The 17,001-nt window shown below is 63.1% G+C and carries 18 protein-coding genes and 1 pseudogene; 11 read left to right on the top strand and 8 right to left on the bottom strand.

The window, feature by feature from the left end; translation table 11 throughout:
- The first annotated feature begins 13 nt into the window (after nt 1–13).
- Nucleotides 14–583 (top strand): hypothetical protein, encoded by a 570-nt coding sequence (locus P7F60_RS21560; RefSeq protein WP_235914672.1) that lies wholly within the window; start codon nt 14–16, stop codon nt 581–583.
- Nucleotides 584–635: 52 nt separating this feature from the next.
- Entirely contained in the window at nt 636–965 is a 330-nt protein-coding gene (locus tag P7F60_RS21565; RefSeq protein WP_235914673.1) for an alpha/beta hydrolase fold domain-containing protein, read from the top strand.
- 109 nt (nt 966–1,074) lie between these two features.
- On the opposite strand, the gene P7F60_RS21570 is transcribed toward P7F60_RS21565, so the two are convergent.
- The 8 genes and pseudogenes from P7F60_RS21570 to P7F60_RS21605 all read right to left on the bottom strand — a co-directional run bounded on the left by P7F60_RS21570 (nt 1,075) and on the right by P7F60_RS21605 (nt 8,315).
- Nucleotides 1,075–2,043 (bottom strand): quinone oxidoreductase, encoded by a 969-nt coding sequence (locus P7F60_RS21570; RefSeq protein ID WP_166096909.1) that lies wholly within the window; start codon nt 2,041–2,043, stop codon nt 1,075–1,077.
- A gap of 46 nt (nt 2,044–2,089) precedes the next feature.
- On the bottom strand, nt 2,090–2,662 hold the full coding sequence (locus tag P7F60_RS21575; RefSeq protein WP_166096913.1) for a TetR/AcrR family transcriptional regulator: 573 nt from the start codon (nt 2,660–2,662) through the stop codon (nt 2,090–2,092).
- A 140-nt stretch (nt 2,663–2,802) separates the two neighbouring features.
- Nucleotides 2,803–3,216 carry an SDR family NAD(P)-dependent oxidoreductase gene (locus P7F60_RS21580; RefSeq protein ID WP_235914674.1) on the bottom strand — a complete coding sequence of 138 codons (414 nt, stop codon included), beginning with the start codon at nt 3,214–3,216 and terminating at the stop codon, nt 2,803–2,805.
- Between the two features lie 70 nt (nt 3,217–3,286).
- Nucleotides 3,287–4,390, bottom strand: a pseudogene (locus tag P7F60_RS21585) (aldehyde dehydrogenase family protein); the annotation flags it as partial.
- A 110-nt stretch (nt 4,391–4,500) separates the two neighbouring features.
- Nucleotides 4,501–4,665: a hypothetical protein gene (locus P7F60_RS21590; RefSeq protein ID WP_277919757.1), complete on the bottom strand. Its 165-nt coding sequence runs from the start codon at nt 4,663–4,665 to the stop codon at nt 4,501–4,503.
- 133 nt (nt 4,666–4,798) lie between these two features.
- On the bottom strand, nt 4,799–6,172 hold the full coding sequence (locus P7F60_RS21595) for an aspartate aminotransferase family protein (protein ID WP_277919758.1): 1,374 nt from the start codon (nt 6,170–6,172) through the stop codon (nt 4,799–4,801).
- Between the two features lie 34 nt (nt 6,173–6,206).
- Entirely contained in the window at nt 6,207–7,703 is a 1,497-nt protein-coding gene (locus P7F60_RS21600) for an NAD-dependent succinate-semialdehyde dehydrogenase (protein WP_277919759.1), read from the bottom strand.
- A gap of 117 nt (nt 7,704–7,820) precedes the next feature.
- Nucleotides 7,821–8,315, bottom strand: a complete 495-nt coding sequence (locus tag P7F60_RS21605) for an Lrp/AsnC family transcriptional regulator (RefSeq protein ID WP_277919760.1) — start codon at nt 8,313–8,315, stop codon at nt 7,821–7,823.
- A gap of 66 nt (nt 8,316–8,381) precedes the next feature.
- On the opposite strand from P7F60_RS21605, the gene P7F60_RS21610 reads away from it, so the two are divergent.
- The 9 genes from P7F60_RS21610 (at nt 8,382) to doeA (ending at nt 17,001) form a co-directional block, all read left to right on the top strand.
- Entirely contained in the window at nt 8,382–9,803 is a 1,422-nt protein-coding gene (locus tag P7F60_RS21610; RefSeq protein ID WP_277919937.1) for a PLP-dependent aminotransferase family protein, read from the top strand.
- 122 nt (nt 9,804–9,925) lie between these two features.
- Nucleotides 9,926–10,711, top strand: coding sequence for an ectoine/hydroxyectoine ABC transporter ATP-binding protein EhuA (gene ehuA / locus P7F60_RS21615; protein WP_277919761.1), 786 nt, complete (start codon nt 9,926–9,928; stop codon nt 10,709–10,711).
- 99 nt (nt 10,712–10,810) lie between these two features.
- Complete coding sequence (gene ehuB, locus P7F60_RS21620; protein WP_277919938.1) at nt 10,811–11,638, top strand: ectoine/hydroxyectoine ABC transporter substrate-binding protein EhuB; 828 nt, start codon at nt 10,811–10,813, stop codon at nt 11,636–11,638.
- Between the two features lie 71 nt (nt 11,639–11,709).
- Entirely contained in the window at nt 11,710–12,369 is a 660-nt protein-coding gene (gene ehuC, locus P7F60_RS21625) for an ectoine/hydroxyectoine ABC transporter permease subunit EhuC (RefSeq protein ID WP_277919762.1), read from the top strand.
- Between the two features lie 2 nt (nt 12,370–12,371).
- A complete protein-coding gene (gene ehuD, locus P7F60_RS21630) occupies nt 12,372–13,034 on the top strand; it encodes an ectoine/hydroxyectoine ABC transporter permease subunit EhuD (RefSeq protein ID WP_277919763.1) in 663 nt (220 codons plus the stop codon).
- On the top strand, nt 13,031–13,816 hold the full coding sequence (eutA, locus tag P7F60_RS21635; protein WP_277919939.1) for an ectoine utilization protein EutA: 786 nt from the start codon (nt 13,031–13,033) through the stop codon (nt 13,814–13,816). Before ehuD ends, eutA begins: the two co-directional genes overlap by 4 nt.
- Nucleotides 13,813–14,796, top strand: coding sequence for a hydroxyectoine utilization dehydratase EutB (eutB, locus tag P7F60_RS21640; protein WP_277919764.1), 984 nt, complete (start codon nt 13,813–13,815; stop codon nt 14,794–14,796). The genes eutA and eutB overlap by 4 nt, the downstream gene beginning before the upstream one ends.
- On the top strand, nt 14,793–15,785 hold the full coding sequence (gene eutC, locus P7F60_RS21645; RefSeq protein ID WP_277919765.1) for an ectoine utilization protein EutC: 993 nt from the start codon (nt 14,793–14,795) through the stop codon (nt 15,783–15,785). Before eutB ends, eutC begins: the two co-directional genes overlap by 4 nt.
- 34 nt (nt 15,786–15,819) lie before the next feature.
- The gene (gene doeA / locus P7F60_RS21650; RefSeq protein WP_277919766.1) at nt 15,820–17,001 is read left to right on the top strand and encodes an ectoine hydrolase DoeA; all 1,182 of its coding nucleotides are present in this window, start codon (nt 15,820–15,822) and stop codon (nt 16,999–17,001) included.

Raw genomic sequence — 17,001 nt, forward strand, 5'->3', positions numbered from 1 at the left:
CGCGGAAGTAACCATGTCCCAACTGATCTACGACCCTCAACTCACCAAAGTTCTGGCATCAATTGGCGATTTCGTGCCGACCGGGATGACGCTCGATCGGCTGCCCTATTTCAGAGAAATAAGCAGCCCAACCCGGAAGGATCTGCTGCAGAATTATCCGGTGAATTGCGTCGATCACCGGATCCCGGGATATGAGGGAGATGAGCTCGTGATTTCGGTCATCACCCGCAAAGGCCATGACCAGATCGGCCCCGCGATCTTTTTCCTGCATGGCGGCGGCATGGTCATGGGCAATCGTTTTGCCGGTGCTGCTCCCCTGGTTGAGTGGGCGATCAAACATGACGCGGTCTGTGTAACGTCGAATACCGGTTGGCGCCAGAACATCCGGCGCCAATTCCGGTGGAAGATTGCTATGCAGGCCTGTTGTGGATGGCGTCGCATTCGGCCGCGCTCAAGTTCGATCCGGATCGCCTGGCGGTCTTCGGTGGGAGCGGTGGCGGCGGGCTCGCGGCGGGCACGGCGCTCTTGGCACGAGACCGAAACGGTCCGCGATTGCTGGGTCAGTTGCTGCAGTGCCCTATGATCGATGATCGAAATACCACCGCGTCTGCCCACTTGTTTGATGGTGTCGGGGTGTGGGACACGACCAGCAACCGGACTGCCTGGCGGCGGTGCTCGGCACGGACTGCGGGGGTGCCGAGGTGTCGCCCTATAGCGCACCGGCGCGGGCCGCAGATCTCTCCGGGCTGCCCCCGAAGTTTATCGATGTCGGCGCGTGCGAGGTTTTTCGTGATGAAGCCATCGATTATGCAGTCCGAATCCTCGCATCTGGTGGTCAATGCGAATTGCGTGTCTGGGGCGGAGCCTTTCATGGCTTTTACGACATCGCCCCTCAATCCGATCTCGCTCGCGCTTGTGTCGCTGCGCGAAACGGCTGGCTCGAGCGGTTGCTGAAGCGGGACTGATCAGAGCGATGTCGATAGGGCACTGGCCTAGTCGCCGACGACCGCCTGGCTCCTCTCTCGAATTGCGGAGCCAGGGCAGAATGCGGGCGATGGCGCACTCAAATGACGACTAGGGGACGAGAAGCAACTTGCCGGTCGTGCGTCGGCTTGCCATGTGGGCGTGGGCCAACGCGGCGTCTTCGAGACGATAACTTCCTCCAATGTTGATTTTCAGCGAGCCATCCCGGATCCAGTCGAAAAGCTGGGTGGTACGGGCGCGAAGGCGTTCCGGTGAGGAAATATGGTCGGAGAAGACCGCGTAGCCGATCTTGATGCTTTTCGGCAGACTCATGATGTCGATGAGGCCCGGCCCGCCCAGAACAGGGCCGTACCAGCAAAAGGTCCCCGAACGGCGCAGGCTGTCGAGAGAGCCCTGAAAGGTCTTGGGGCCCGAACCGTCGTAGACAACATCGACACCCCTGCCATTCGTCAAGTGCAGGACTTGCTGCGCGAAATCTCCCTTGCTGTCGGCGATGACATGCTCGGCGCCTGCCTGTTTGGCGATGGCGACTTTGTCTTCGGAGGAAACGCGTCCGATGACGCGCCCACCGCGCAGTCTGATGATCTGGGTCAGCAGCAGGCCGACGCCTCCGGCGGCCGCATGCACCAGTGCAATGTCAACCGGCTGAACCGGGTAGAAATCGGTGGCGAAGTGGCTTGCCGTCAGTCCCTGCATCATGACTGCGGCAGCCGTCCGGTCATCGATGAAATCAGGCAGACGAACCAGCGAACTGGCGGGTAACGAGATCCGCTTCGCGTAGCTTCCTGGAGCGTAGACCCAGGCCACGCGATCTCCCGCGAAGAAATCCGTCACGCCTTCACCGACGGCGAGAACGCGCCCTGCACCTTCGACGCCAAGTATTTTGGGATTCGGGGTATCGGTCCAGGCCATGCCTTGCCGAACTCCAATGTCCATGAAATTAACGCCGGCCGCGGCAATTTCAACGAGTACATGTCCTTGTGCTGCGACGGGCTCCGGATATTCGACGACTTCCATGACATCGGTATCCCCAATGCTGTTCATGACGACCGCTTTCATTTTCAGTCCTTTCTTGACTGTTCGTTCCAGAATAGGTTAAATTTTTTTACCGAGGCATCAGGGCGCGGAGCGCCAACTCACCGAGCGACTGCAGTGTTTCTTGGCCCGCACCCGCGCGCGCAGCAATCCGAATGCCGGCGATGCTGGCGATGAGAAAGTCGATCACCGCATCTACGGACAGCGTCTTATCCAGATCCCCCGCGTCCTGAGCTTGCCTGACGCACTCCCGTGCTGCGTGTCGCAACCGATGATCGGCAGCATGATGTACTTCTGTCAGGTCCGGACGGCTCTGCCCGAACTCGCAGATCGAGTTGACACCAAGACATGCCCGATCTGCTTCAGCCACCAACCGCGCCATCATTGCCGAAATGCCGTCAATTGCACGCCCAGTGCTGCGCAGTTTGCCAATGTGCGCTTCGGTCTCCGCAGATACATAGCGCTCCACCGCGAGGCGATAGAGGACCCATTTGTCGCCGAACGTGTCGTAGAGGCTCTGGCGGCCGATCTTCATGGCCTTGACCAGCATCTCCGTCGATGTCCCGTCGAAGCCGTGCTCCCGAAATACATCCACTGCTGCGTCCAGCGCCTTGTCCCTATCGAATTCCTTGATCCTTGCCATAAGAGTTGAGATAAGTATTCTGGAACAAACAGTCAAGAATAATCTTCTCCATGGCAATGGACCATCCTCGTTGAAATAGCCCCCGCTGGGGCGACTGTCGGGAAGCGTCGCAAGGTCCACGACGATTTTCGCGCCCTTTTTCACAGTGCGCGTGCCGGATGCGGCGATCTTTGCAGTAGCGGCAGGAATGCACGGATGGTCCGCACGGTGCCAAAGACGTCGACGTCGTAAGTTGCAAAGATGTTCGCTGCGTCCGTCTCAAGCGCGGGCACACGATAGAGGACGCCTGCATTGTTGACGAGAACGTCGAGCAATCCCTCCCGATCTTCGATTTGCCGTGCCGCAGCCACGATGCTCGTTTCGTCCGTGACGTCGAGTGCAATCGCCATCACGTCCGCTCCTTCCTTCGCCAGGTCGTCCGCCGCGGCCTGTCCGCGCTCGCCATCCCGGCTGCCAAGGTAGACTCGCGTTCCGAGACCGCCGAGCTGGCGGGCAACCTCTTTACCAAGTCCCTTGTTGGCGCCGGTGATCAGCGCAATCGGCTTCTTCGTCATGGTTCACTCCTCAGCCAAGCACAGCGCGGGGTTCAAGAAAGGCCTCAAGGCCGAAGACGCCGAATTCCCGTCAGAAGCCGGATTGCTTGAATCCCACCGAACGGTGCCAGCGGTTCATGCGGCGCGCCATTGAGAATGACTCGGCCGGCCTCGATCCTGTCCGCCACCCGCCGTGCTCGCGAAATGTCTGATGAGAAGACCTGCGCCTGGAGGCCGTAATCGGTGTCGTTCGCGATCGTGATGGCCTCCTCCTCGTCGCGATAAAGAATGAGGGAAAGGATCGAGCCAAAGATCTCCTCGCGGGCGATGCGCATGCCGTTGTTCACCCCGGTGAAGATAGTGGGCGCACAAACCAGCCTCGCGAAAGGCCTTCCGGTCATCCCTCGCCACCGGCGAGCAGGCGGGCACCTTCTTCTTGGCCCAGCCGGATATAGGACTGGACGCGGTCCCATTGTTTCCGGCTGACCATGGGGCCGACGCGGACGTTCTTGTCATTGGTCGCCCACCTTGAAATCCTCGACTGCCTCCCGGATACGGGCTTCGATCTCCTCGAACCCGCTTTCGGGCGCGAGAATGCGGGTTCCGGCTATGCAGGCCTGCCCGCTGTTGAGGAAGCCTGCTGCCAGCACCGGCGGGATTGAAACATCAAGGTCGGCATCTTCGAGATTGATGCTGGGGCTCTTGCCGCCAAGTTCCATTGTCACGCGCTTCATGGTTTCCGCGGCCTTGCGGACAATGGTCCGGCCTGTGGCCGTCGAGCCGGTGAAGGTGATTTTTGACACATCGCGGTGAGAGGTCAGCGCGGACCCGACGACTGCCCCGTCGCCGGTGACGATGTTGAATACGGCCTCGGGAAGGCCAGCGGCGTGCAGGCATTCGGTGATTACTCGGGTCTGGATGGCACTCATTTCCGAAGCTTGAATCACCATGGTGGCGCCGGCCGCGATGGCGGCGGACAGTTTCCGCAGATGAAGCCGTAATTGCTGTTCCAGGAGGTGATTGCCACGGCGACACCGGAGGGGCGCATCTCGACCTCGGCAGTCCCGATACGCCGTCTGAAATCATAGTTTGCCAGTGCCTTGGCCATGTCCAGAAAGACGTTGCCCGCTCGTGGCGCGGAAAACTCGATGAAGTTCGAAGGTGCGCCATACTCCTCGCGCATGGCGTCGATGAGAAGGGCGGCGATGTCCAGCGGTGTCCGCTTTCGGCCGGAACGACATCGACATGGGAGTTGAAGGCAAGCGAGCGTCCGCCGCCGGGGGAGGTTTTGCGGCCGACGATGTTTCAGCTCTCGTCATAAGCGGCGGTCGCGGGCGAAATGGCGGAGTGATGGCCGATCCTTGCTGCATCCGTGCGGACGCGGCTGACATCGAAGCTGCGCTGCTTCAACGCCGCCGCGATAAAGTCCTGCGCACCGGCTTCGTCGTTGCGCAGGGATTTGAAGCGCACCAGCTTTTCCGAAAACAGAAGCTGATCGTCGAAAAGCCGATCGACGGCGGCGCGGATGTCATGGGTGGGCCTTGGGGGAAGGGCAGGTGCGAATTGCGGAGCAGCCTAATCGCCGCCCCGTCCATTTCAAGTCTCAGCCGAGGACAGCGTTCACAGCATCGGCGGTCGCCTTGACAATGATATCGACCTCTTCGCGCGTCAGGCAGAGCGGCGGTGCGAAGCCGAGGATATCCCCTTGCGGCATGGCTCGGCCGATGACGCCGCGTTCGAGCAGGGCGGCGGAGACCTGCGGCCCGATCTTCCGGGCCGGATCGAAGAAGGCGCGGTCGTTCCTGTCCTCGACGAATTCGACGGCCGCCATCAGGCCGTCGCCGCGCACCTCGCCGACATTGGGGTGATCGCCGACCGCCTTGGCAAGCTCGCTGCGGAAATAGGCGCCGGTGGTCCCGGCATTCTCGACCAGGCCGAGTTCGTCGATGAGTTCGAGATTGGCGACACCGGCGGCAGCGCAGATCGGATGCGCGGAATAGGTCCAGCCATGGCCGATGGCGCCGAGCTCGTCCGATCCCTTCACCAGTACCTGCCAGACCTTGTCGGAAACGATAGTGCCGGAGAGCGGCGCGTAAGCGGATGTCAGGCCCTTGGCGATGGTGATCAGTGCCGGCTTCATGCCGTAATGGTCGGAGCCGAACATCGTGCCGAGGCGGCCGAAGCCGGTGACGACTTCATCGGCAACGAGCAGGATGTCGTATTTGTCGAGCACAGCCTGGATCTTCTGCCAGTAGCCCTTCGGCGGCGGCACGATGCCGCCGGTGCCGAGGATCGGCTCGCCGATAAAGGCGGCGACGGTTTCCGGCCCCTCGGCGAGGATCATCTCCTCCAGCTTGTCGGCGCAATATTGCGAGAACTGTTCTTCGTCCAGGGCGCGATCCGGGCGGCGGAAGAAATAGGGGGCTTCCGTATGCAGGATCGGCGCGCGCGGCAGGTCGAAGGCATTGTGGAACAGGTGCAGGCCGGTCAGCGAGCCGGTCATGACACCCGAGCCGTGATAGCCGCGCCAGCGCGAGATGATCTTCTTCTTCTCCGGTCGGCCGAGGATGTTGTTGTAATACCAGATCAGCTTGATGTTGGTCTCGTTGGCATCCGAACCGGACTGGCCGAAATAGACGCGGCTCATGCCCTCCGGCGCGCGGTCGATGATCATCTTGGAAAGCGTGATCGAGGCTTCCGTGCCATGGCCGACATAGGCATGGTAATAGGCGAGGTTCTTGGCCTGCACGGCGATGGCGTCGGCGATCTTATGGCGACCGTAGCCGACATTGACGCAATAGAGGCCGGCAAAGGCGTCGAGGCTGGTCTTGCCGTTGGTATCGGTGATGTAGACGCCTTCGCCGCCGCCGATGACTCGGGTCGGCGTCTCGCCACGGGCATGCATGCCCATATGGGTCGAGGGGTGGAAGAAGTGGTCGCGGTCCCAGGCGGTGAGTTCGTTACGTCTGTCGGACATGGTTTTTCCTTTCGATTGTGCTTGGGCGCCAAGATCAGGCAGCGGTGTCGATGCAGAGATATTTGAGTTCGGTGAAGGCTTCCATGCCGTGGCGCGCGCCTTCGCGGCCGAGGCCGGATTGTTTCCAGCCGCCGAAGGGGATCGGCCCGCCGGTGATCTTCACCCGGTTGACAGCCACCATGCCGACTTCCAGCGCCCGGGCAAGGCGCATCTGCCGGGCGCCGTTTTCGGTAACCACATAGGCGACGAGGCCGTATTCGGTATCGTTGGCGCGGGCGACGACCTCCGCCTCGGTGTCGAAGGCGGTGACGGCGGCAACGGGGCCGAATGTTTCCTCGCGCATGATGAGAGCGTCGTCGGGAACATCCGCCAGAAGCGTCGGCGCGTAGAACAGCGGGCCGGCTTCGTGGCGCTTGCCGCCGGTGAGCAGCTTTGCGCCACGCTTGACCGCATCGGCGACCTGTTCCTCGACCTTGGCGATGGCTCGCTCGTGCATCAGCGGGCCGAGCTCGACCTCCGGCTCCAGCCCGGCTCCGACTTTCAGTGCCTCGATGCGCGCCTTGAAGGCTCTTGTGAAGGCCTCCAGGATGGGGCGCTCAACATAGATACGGTTGGCTGCGAGGCAATCCTGGCCCGATGTCGCGAACTTGGCGTTGACGGCGATATCCGCCGCCTTGCCGATATCGGCATCGGCGAAGACGATCAGTGGTGCATGGCCGCCGAGTTCCATGACCAGCCGCTTCATGGTGGGGGCGCATTGGCCGGCGATGAGCTTGCCGATCTCCGTCGAGCCGGTGAAGCTCATGGCGCGGATGCGCGCATCGGCATTCATGCGCCCGACGATGGTGGCAGCATCGCCGGTCACCACGTTGAAAACGCCGGCTGGCAGGCCGGCGCGCTCGCCGAGTTCGGCAAGGGCAAGCGCCGAAAGCGGCGTTTCGCTGGAGGGGTGGGCAACGACGGTGCAGCCGGCGGCAAGGGCCGCCGCCACCTTGCGGGTGATCATCGCGGAGGGGAAATTCCACGGTGTGGCGACACCGACGACGCCGAGCGCCTCGCGGCGCACGATCATCTCAGCGCCCGGCAAATGGCTGGTGACGCTCTCGGCGTTGAGGCGTTTTCCCTCCTCGGCATACCATTCGATGAAGGAGGCCGCGTAGTCGATCTCGCCGCGCGACTCGGCCAGCGGCTTGCCCTGCTCCAGCGTCATCAGCAAGGCGAGGTCTTCGCGCGCTTCCAGCATCAGGCCGTGCCATTTGCGCAGGATCGTCGCGCGCTGTTGCGGCAGCATGTCCCGCCAGGCGGGGAAAGCCTGCGCGGCAGCGGAAATCGCTTCCGATGTCTGCTCGCCGTCGAGCGCGGCGACCCAGGCGAGCGTCGCGTCCGAGGCCGGATCGGTCACGCGAAAACTCTTGCCGTCGCGGCCGGCGATCCAGCGTCCGCCGACATAGGACAGTTCGCGCAGCAGATGCGGATCGGTCAGACGTGCAAGCGCATCGTGAAAACTCGTGCGGGCGAATACGGCGGTCATGGCGGCCTCCTCTGGGGTGTGGAAGGAGTGTGCCAGAGGACCGGCGGCAGATTGTCTATCGCCGGGGCGGATCGCAGAGAGTTTGGCCAAAGATGCGGGCGGCCGTAGACAATCTCTCTATCGGGTTTCGCTACTGGGGGAGGGGAGCAGGGTCGCGAGCGGCAGAACGATCTCCTCCTTCACCGTCTTGGTGACGATGTAGGTGAAGTAGCGGTCGATGCCGAGTTCGCGGTCGAGCAGGCTGTCGACGAGGCGCTGATAGGCGTCGATATCGGCCGCCATGATCTTCAGGATATAATCGACACCGCCGCCGACCGACCAGCAGGCGACGATCTCGGGCGTTGCCGCCACGACTTTTTCGAAGCGCTCGAAATCCGCCTGCCGATGGTTGGCGAGCGTCACCTCCATCATCACGCTGGCCACCGGCGCAAGGCGCCGCATGGCGACGCGGGCGTGATAGCCGGTGACGATGCCGGCCTTTTCCAGCTTGCGCAGCCTGAGCCAGCAGGGAGTGGGGGAAAGGCCCGCCTTTTCCGCCAGCGCCAGCTTGGTGATGCGCCCGTCCGCCTGGATGGCTTCGAGGATGCGCAGGTCGATGGCGTCGAGTTTCATGTGGGCGCCCTCCGGGCGAAAATCAGGTCAGGCAAGGGAAAAAGACAATGGAAAGCCATTTTGGCGTTGTCAATTGGACTGAATTTGAGCACTGTCGAAATCATGACAAATTGGCGTCCCGATCCATCTCAATTGCGCCGCCCGGCTTACCTCTCCCTTGCCGAGCAGATCGCCCGCGCCATTCAGGAAGGCCATCTGCCGAACGGCACCCGGCTTCAACCCCATCGCAAGCTCGCCGACGACCTGAAACTTTCGGTGCAGACCGTCAGCCGCGCCTATGACGAGTTGATCCGTCGCGGACTGATCTCCGGCGAGATCGGCCGCGGTTCCTTCGTGCAGACCCGGCCGAAGGAACCGGAGCCGCCCTATCTGCCGGAGCGCCTGGGCGAGCTCGTCGATCTCTCGATCCTCAAGCCCGTCTGCGAGCAACTGCATCTCGAGCGTATGCGCGAGGCCTTCGGATGGCTGGCGGAAAACCTGCCGTCGAGCTCGGCGCTCTCCTTCCGCCCAAACATGGTTTTCCCGCGCCACCGGGCCGTTGCCGCCGAATGGCTGGCGCGCTGCGGCCTGGAGATCTCGCCGCTCAACATCAGCCTCACCAACGGCGCGACATCGGGCATGACGGTGGCGCTGATGAGCGTCGCGCCGCCCGGCTCGACGGTAGCGACGGAGGCGATCAGCCACCATACGCTGGTGCCGCTTTCCACCTATCTCGGCCTGCATCTTGAGGGACTGCCGATCGATCGCGACGGCATGGTGCCCGAAGCGCTGGACGAGGCCTGCCGCAAGGGCGTCATCCGCGCCGTTTTCCTGCAACCCTCGGTGATCAACCCGACGGCGACGCTAATGAGCGCGGAGCGCCGCCAGGCATTGGCGGAGGTAGCGCGCCGCCACGATATCGCGATCATCGAGAACGACGTTCTCGGTCCGCTCGTCGAAAACCGTGCGCCGCCACTTGCCGCTTATGCGCCGGAGCGCACGCTTTACGTCACGAGCTTCACCAAGATCACGGTGCCGGGCCTGCGCATCGGTTATCTCGCGGCGCCCGACCGTTATGTCGCGGCCGTCGCCAATCGCCATCTCGTTTCCAACTGGATGGCGACGCCTTCGATTGCCGAAATCGCGACGCGCTGGGTCGGAGACGGCACGGCGATGGAACTGGTGAACTGGCAGCGCCGGGCGCTCGGTCTTCGCCATGTCATCGCCGAAGAGGCGCTTGGCGGCCTGCCCTATCACGCCCACCCGCAGAGCCTGCATGTCTGGCTTCCCTTGCCGGAAGGCCATGCGGAGGAAGGGTTCGTCTCGCAGGCGCGGCTTCGCGGCGTGGCGATCGCGCCCGGCTCGTCTTTCCGCACCGCCGATCACGGCTGGCAGCCGGCAGTACGCGTCTCGCTCGGATCGACGACCGAGCAGGAATTGCGCACCGGGCTTGGCATTCTCGCTTCGCTCGCCAGCGGCAACCCCGAGGCATTGCTGCTGGCAATTTGAGGAGACAACGCTGCAAATCGCCATGGCAGGAATAATTGTCATGATATTATTATTCAGATTGACATGATTTACATTGCCGCGCATCGTTGCGCCATCACTTGTCTCAACAGGGAGAGACATGCATGGCCGCACCCATCATCCGCATCGACAACATCACCAAGCGCTACGGCGCCTTGACGGTGCTCGACGGGCTGTCGATGGAGGTGATGCCAGGCGAAAAGCTGGCGCTGATCGGCCCTTCCGGTTCCGGCAAGACGACGATCCTGCGCATTCTGATGACGCTGGAAACGATCAGCGACGGCCATATCGAGGTGGATGGCGACCAGCTCTATCATATGCCGCGTAACGGCAGCCTCGTGGCGGCCGACGATCGTCACCTGCACCGGATGCGCGAGAAGATCGGCATGGTCTTCCAGCACTTCAACCTTTTCCCGCACAAATGCGTGCTCGACAATGTCACGCTTGCGCCGATGCTGACCAAGGGCATGGCGAAGGCGGCGGCGGAAAAGCGGGCGATGGAGCTTCTCGACATGGTGGGCATGGCCGACAAGGCGAAAAGCGTGCCCGCGCAATTGTCCGGCGGACAGAAGCAACGGGTGGCCATCGCCCGCGCGCTCGCGCTCTCGCCGAAGATCATGCTGTTCGACGAGGTGACCTCGGCGCTCGACCCGGAGCTTGTCGAAGAGGTGCTGAACGTCATGCGCAAGCTTGCCGCCGAGACCGACATGACCATGCTGCTCGTCACCCACGAGATGGGTTTCGCCCATGATTTCGCCGACCGGGTGATGTTCTTCGATCGCGGAAAGATCGTCGAGCAAGGCAGGCCGGAAGAGATTTTCCGCACGCCCCGGCAGGAGCGGACGCAGGCTTTCCTGCGCAAGATCATCGCGGCGGGGCACCGCGTCTGATTTCCTGAGCGTCCGGGAAATACTGCAAACACAATGCCAAACATAAAAGAAGAACCGCCAGAGGAGTTCGCAACGATGAAGAACACGCATTTCTTGACCATGCTTGTCGGTACAGCCACGCTGATGGCGGTTTTCGCCGGCCCGCCGGCCTTTGCCGCCGACGGCAAGCTGGAGCAATTGAAGACGCAGGGCTTCGCCCGCGTCGCCATCGCCAACGAGCCGCCGTTCACGGCGGTTGCCGCCGATGGCAAGGTTTCCGGTGCCGCGCCGGATGTGGCGCGCGAGATCTTCAAGCGCCTCGGCGTTGCCGATATCGTCGCCTCGATTTCCGAATATGGCGCGATGATCCCGGGCCTGCAGGCCGGCCGTCACGACGTCATCACCGCCGGCCTGTTCATGAAGCCGGAGCGCTGCGCGGCGGTCGCCTATTCGCAGCCGATCCTGTGCGATGCGGAAGCCTTTGCTCTGAAGAAGGGCAATCCGCTGAAGCTGCAGAGCTACAAGGACATCGCCGACAATCCGGATGCCAAAATCGGCGCACCGGGCGGCGGCACCGAAGAGAAGCTGGCGCTGGAAGCGGGCGTGCCGCGCGACCGCGTCATCGTTGTGCCGGATGGCCAAAGCGGCCTGAAGATGTTGCAGGACGGCCGCATCGATGCCTATTCGCTGCCGGTCCTGTCGATCAACGATCTGGTTTCCAAGGCGAAGGACCCCGAGATCGAGGTCGTGGCGCCGGTTCAGGGCGCGCCGGTCTATTGCGACGGCGCGGCCTTCAAGAAGGGTGACGAGGCGCTGCGCGATGCCTTCGACGTCGAACTCGCCAAGCTGAAGGAATCGGGCGATTTCGCCAAGATCATCGAGCCCTACGGCTTCTCCGCCAAGGCCGCGATGTCGACGACGCGCGAAAAGCTCTGCGCCGCAAAGTGATCGCCTGAAACGGGGCCGTTCCCTCCTCATTTGGGGAGGGAAATTTCCGCTCAATCGCAAACGGGAAGATAATGACCGACTGGTCCGGCTATATAGGTCTGATCCTGCAAGGCGCGCTGGTGACGATGGAGTTGACGGTCATGGGCTCGGCGCTCGCCGTCGTCATGGCTTTCGTCGCCGGGCTCGGGCGCGTCAGCCGCTCCATGGCGATCAGAGCGCTCGCCACCACCTATATCGAATTCTTCCGTGGAACCTCGATCTTCGTCCAGCTTTTCTGGGTCTATTTCGTGCTGCCTTTCGCCGGCGTCACGCTGTCGCCGCTGCAGGCGGGCGTGCTCGCGCTGGGGCTGAACGTCGGGGCGTATGGCGCGGAGGTGGTGCGCGGCGCCGTCAAGGCGATCGGCCGCGAACAGCGCGAGGCCTGCATTGCGCTCAACCTCACCCGCGCCCAGGCGATGCGCCATATCATCCTGCCGCAGGCGCTGCCGCTGATGCTGCCGACCTTCGGCAACAACGCCATCGAGCTTCTGAAGGGCACGGCGGTCGTATCGCTGATCTCGCTCACCGACATGACCTTCCAGGCGCAGGTGGTGCGCGCCCAGACCGGCAGCACGCTGATCCCCTTCGCCACGATCCTCGTGCTCTATTTCCTGATGGCGCTCGCCATCTCCCATGGCATGCGCTGGCTGGAACGCCGGGTTACGCGCGGCCTCGATGGCATGAGGACCTGACGATGGAATGGGACTGGAATTTCGTCTGGGAGATCATGCCGACCCTCATCGAGGGCCTGAAGATCACCCTTCTGGCAACTGTGTTCGGGGCGGCGCTCGCCGCCGTCATCGGCCTTGCCTTCGCCATCCTGCGCATGACCGCGCCCCGGCCGATTGCGAAAACGACAAGCTTTGTCGTGGAATTCATTCGCGGCACGCCGCTGCTGGTGCAGCTCTATTTCATCTTCTATGTGCTGCCGGATATCGGCATTCGCTTGCCGGCGCTGCTGGCCGGCGTCATCGGTCTCGGCCTGCATTACGGCACCTATGCGGCGGAAGTCTACCGCGCCGGCATCGAGAACGTGCCGCGCGGCCAGTGGGAGGCGGCGAAGGCGACGAACCTCACCGCGCGCCAGACCTGGATCCATGTGGTGCTGCCGCAGGCGATCCCGCCGATGATCCCGGCGCTCGCCAACTATCTCATCGCCATGTTCAAGGAGACGCCGCTGCTCTCCGCCATCACGGTGCTGGAATTGATGAACCAGGCGAAAAGCGTCGCCAACAGCAGCTATCGTTACATCGAGCCGATGACGCTGGTCGGCGTGTTCTTCCTGATCATGAGCCTGATCTCCGTCGTCTTCCTGCGCTTTCTGGAAGACCGTTTTTCTCCGCTGGAGCAACGCTGATGCCGCCCCTCGATCTCACGCTCGCTTCGCGCACCCCTGTTTTGGATGAACGGCCGCTTTCAAAACGCGTCGGCCTGATCATCCTTGCGACCGATCACACGACGGAAGTGGATTTCCAGCGCATGGTGGCGAGCGACCGGATCGGCGTCTATGCGACCCGCATCCCCTATGCCAATCCGGTGACGCCGGAAAACCTGCGCGCCATGCAGCCGTCGCTGACGATGGGCGCAGCGCTCATCCTGCCGGATGAGCCGCTGGATGTGGTCATGTATTCCTGCACCTCGGCTTCTGTCGTCATCGGCGATGCCAATATCGAGGCGGCGGTGAAGACCGCCAAGCCGACCGCCGCCGTGTTGACGCCCACCGCCGCCGCCGTCTCGGGCCTGAGGGCACTTGGCGCAAAACGCATCTCCGTGCTGACTCCCTATACGGTGGAAACCAGCGTGCCGATGGCCGATTATTTCCGGTCGCTCGGCTTTGACATCGCCCGTTTCACCTGCCTCGGCCTGACCGACGATCGTGAGATGGCGCGCATTTCTCCGGCCGAAATCGTATCCTTCGCAAAGGAGGCGACCGCGCCGGATTGCGACGCGCTGTTCATTTCCTGCACCGCCGTTCGCGCGGCGGGGGTCGCGGCCGAGATCGAGGCCGCTACGGGCAAGCCCGTGGTGACCAGCAACCTCGCCACCGCCTGGGCGACGTTGCGCCTTTGCGGCGACGAGACGGCGCGTCCGGCGCTTGGCCGGCTGATGACGCTTGCTTATCCGGGCGCGGCGCCATGACGTCCCTTCCCGTGACATTGGCGGATATCGATGAGGCGGCGCGGCGCATCGACGGGCGCGTCCTGCGCACGCCTTTCGTTTCCTCGCCGTCGCTGACAGAACTCTGCGGCGTGCCTGTCGGCCTCAAGCTCGAACATCACCAGACCACCGGCAGCTTCAAGCTGCGCGGCGCGACCAATGCCGTGCTGTCGCTGACGCCGGATGCGCGGGCGCGCGGCGTCGTTGCCGCCTCCACCGGCAACCACGGCAGGGCGCTCGCCCATGCTGCGAAAGCGGAAGGGTCGGTTGCAACGATCTGCATGTCTCGGCTCGTGCCCGACAACAAGGTTTCGGAAATCCGCCGGCTTGGCGCCAATGTCCGCATTGTCGGCAAATCGCAGGACGAGGCGCAGGTCGAGGTCGAAAGGCTGGTTGCGGAAGACGGCGTGGTGATGGTGCCGCCCTTCGACAATCCCGCCGTCGTGGCGGGGCAGGGCACGCTTGGGCTGGAGATCGTCGAGGCCATGCCCGATGTGGCGACGGTGCTCGTGCCGCTTTCGGGCGGCGGGCTTGCCGCCGGTGTTGCGGCGGCGGTCAAGGGGCAGTCGCCGAAGACGCGCGTCATCGGCCTCACCATGGAACGGGGTGCGGCGATGAAGGCGAGCCTCGATGCCGGCCGGCCGGTGCAGGTCGAGGAGGTCGCAAGCCTTGCGGATTCGCTCGGCGGCGGCATCGGCCTCGACAATGCCGTGACGTTTGCGATGTGCCGGGCGCTGCTCGATGACGTGATCCTGCTCTCGGAAGCCGAAATCGCCGCCGGCATGCGCCATGCCTACGAGCAAGAGCGCGAGGTGATCGAGGGCGCCGGCGCCGTCGGCATCGCGGTGCTCGTCTCCGGCCGGCTCGGCCGGCTGGACGGGCCCGTCGCGGTGGTCCTGTCCGGCCGCAATGTGGACATGGCTCAGCATCTCAGGGTCATCAACGGTGAGGATGCGCCATGACGACGATGAAGATCCTGACTGAAGCCGATCTCAGGCGCATCGTTCCGCTCGATCTGGAGGCGATCGCCTGCGTGGAAGATGCCTTTCATGCATTGGCGACCAAAGCCGTCGCCATGCCGCCGATCCTGCGTCTCGACATTCCCGAACATCGCGGCGAGGTCGATGTGAAGACGGCCTACGTGCCGGGCCTCGATGGTTTTGCCATCAAGATCAGCCCCGGTTTCTTCGACAATCCGAAAATCGGCCTGCCGAGCACCAACGGATTGATGGTGCTGTTGTCGACGAAAACCGGCCTCGTGCAGGCGGTGCTGTTCGACAATGGTTACCTGACGGATGTGCGCACCGCCGCCGCCGGCGCGGTCGCCGCAAAACATCTGTCGCGGGAAGATGCGTCGGTGGCCGCCATCTTCGGCGCGGGGATGCAGGCGAAATTGCAACTGGAGGCCCTGAGCCTCGTTCGCCCGATCCGTGAAGCCCGCATCTGGGCGCGCGATCTTACGAAAGCGGGAAACGCAGCGGACGAACTGGCGGAAAAGCTCGGATTTCCCGTGCGCGCGGCGGAGGATGGCCGGGCGGCGGTCGATGGCGCCGACATCATCGTCACCACCACGCCCTCGTCAACGCCGATCCTTAAGGCGGAATGGCTCCAGCCGGGCCAGCATGTCACTGCCATGGGGTCGGACGCCGAGCACAAGAACGAGATCGAGCCGGCGGTGCTCATCGCTGCCGGCCTTTATGTTGCCGACAGCCTCCGGCAGACCCGCCGACTCGGCGAGTTGCACCACGCCATCGCGGCCGGCCTCGTGGCGGAGGACACCATTTTCCCCGAGCTCGGCGAGATCGTCGCCGGGCGCAAACCGGGCCGCACCGGCCCCGATCAAATCACCGTGGCGGACCTGACCGGCACGGGCATCCAGGACACGGCCATCGCAACCCTTGCCAGCGCCCGCGCGGGATCGGCAGGCGCTGGCACGACCTTCAAAAGTTGAGACCGGCTTCTCGCCGGGTATAGAGGAAAAACCGATGAAACAAGCGAACCTGAAGTTTTCACTTCCGGAGTATGAAACGCGTCTGAAAAAAACGCGGTCCGCCATGGAAGCCAAGGGCATCGACGTGCTGATCTGCAGCGATCCCTCGAACATGAACTGGCTGACGGGCTATGACGGCTGGTCCTTCTACGTCCACCAATGCGTCGTCGTGCCGCCCACAGGCGAGCCGATCTGGTACGGCCGCGGGCAGGATGCCACCGGCGCGAAATTCACCGCCTATCTGAAACACGAGAATATCATCGGCTATCCGGACCATTACGTCCAGTCAACCGAGCGCCACCCGATGGATTACCTCTCCGCAAAGCTGACCGAGCGCGGTCTCGATGGGCTGACGATCGGCGTCGAGATGGACAATTACTGGTTTTCGGCCGCCGCCTTTGCCTCGCTGCAAAAGCACCTGCCGAACGCCCGCTTCGTCGATGCCACGGCGCTCGTGAACTGGCAGCGCGCGGTGAAGAGCGAGGCGGAAATCAAGTATATGCGCAATGCCGCACGCATCGTCGAAAAGATGCATGAGCGCATTTTCGACAAGATCGAGGTCGGCATGCGCAAATGCGATCTCGTGGCGGAAATCTACGATGCCGGCACGCGCGGCGTCGAGGGCATCGGCGGCGATTATCCGGCCATCGTGCCGCTGCTGCCGTCCGGCGTCGAGGCCTCCGCGCCCCACCTGACCTGGGACGACCGGCCGATGCAATCGGGCGAGGGCACGTTTTTCGAAATCGCCGGCTGCTACAATCGCTACCATGTGCCGCTGTCGCGCACGGTCTTCCTCGGCAAGCCGACGCAGGCGTTCCTCGATGCGGAAAAGGCGACGCTGGAGGGCATGGAGGCCGGACTTGCCATGGCCAAACCCGGCAATACCTGCGAGGATATCGCCAACGCCTTCTTCGCGGTGCTGAAGAAATACGGCATCGTCAAGGACAACCGCACCGGCTACGGCATCGGCGTTTCCTACCCGCCGGACTGGGGTGAGCGCACCATGAGCCTGCGCCCCGGCGACCGGAGCGAATTGAAGCCGGGCATGACCTTTCATTTCATGACGGGCCTGTGGCTCGAAGATATGGGCTTCGAGACCACGGAAAGCATCCTCATCACCGAGACCGGCGTCGAGTGCTTCGCCAATGTGCCGCGCAAGCTTCTCGTGAAGGATTGA

Origin of the sequence: Rhizobium sp. YJ-22 (assembly GCF_029601685.1) — a bacterium.
GTDB lineage: Bacteria > Pseudomonadota > Alphaproteobacteria > Rhizobiales > Rhizobiaceae > Metarhizobium.

What these genes read in the sequence shown, in the direction of transcription:
- P7F60_RS21560 (WP_235914672.1), top strand. Translation starts at nt 14, where the DNA reads ATGTCCCAACTGATCTACGACCCTCAACTCACCAAAGTTCTGGCATCA.
- P7F60_RS21570 (WP_166096909.1), bottom strand. Translation starts at nt 2,043, where the DNA reads ATGAAAGCGGTCGTCATGAACAGCATTGGGGATACCGATGTCATGGAA.
- P7F60_RS21575 (WP_166096913.1), bottom strand. Translation starts at nt 2,662, where the DNA reads ATGGCAAGGATCAAGGAATTCGATAGGGACAAGGCGCTGGACGCAGCA.
- P7F60_RS21580 (WP_235914674.1), bottom strand. Translation starts at nt 3,216, where the DNA reads ATGACGAAGAAGCCGATTGCGCTGATCACCGGCGCCAACAAGGGACTT.
- P7F60_RS21595 (WP_277919758.1), bottom strand. Translation starts at nt 6,172, where the DNA reads ATGTCCGACAGACGTAACGAACTCACCGCCTGGGACCGCGACCACTTC.
- P7F60_RS21600 (WP_277919759.1), bottom strand. Translation starts at nt 7,703, where the DNA reads ATGACCGCCGTATTCGCCCGCACGAGTTTTCACGATGCGCTTGCACGT.
- P7F60_RS21605 (WP_277919760.1), bottom strand. Translation starts at nt 8,315, where the DNA reads ATGAAACTCGACGCCATCGACCTGCGCATCCTCGAAGCCATCCAGGCG.
- ehuA (WP_277919761.1), top strand. Translation starts at nt 9,926, where the DNA reads ATGGCCGCACCCATCATCCGCATCGACAACATCACCAAGCGCTACGGC.
- ehuB (WP_277919938.1), top strand. Translation starts at nt 10,811, where the DNA reads ATGCTTGTCGGTACAGCCACGCTGATGGCGGTTTTCGCCGGCCCGCCG.
- ehuC (WP_277919762.1), top strand. Translation starts at nt 11,710, where the DNA reads ATGACCGACTGGTCCGGCTATATAGGTCTGATCCTGCAAGGCGCGCTG.
- ehuD (WP_277919763.1), top strand. Translation starts at nt 12,372, where the DNA reads ATGGAATGGGACTGGAATTTCGTCTGGGAGATCATGCCGACCCTCATC.
- eutB (WP_277919764.1), top strand. Translation starts at nt 13,813, where the DNA reads ATGACGTCCCTTCCCGTGACATTGGCGGATATCGATGAGGCGGCGCGG.
- eutC (WP_277919765.1), top strand. Translation starts at nt 14,793, where the DNA reads ATGACGACGATGAAGATCCTGACTGAAGCCGATCTCAGGCGCATCGTT.
- doeA (WP_277919766.1), top strand. Translation starts at nt 15,820, where the DNA reads ATGAAACAAGCGAACCTGAAGTTTTCACTTCCGGAGTATGAAACGCGT.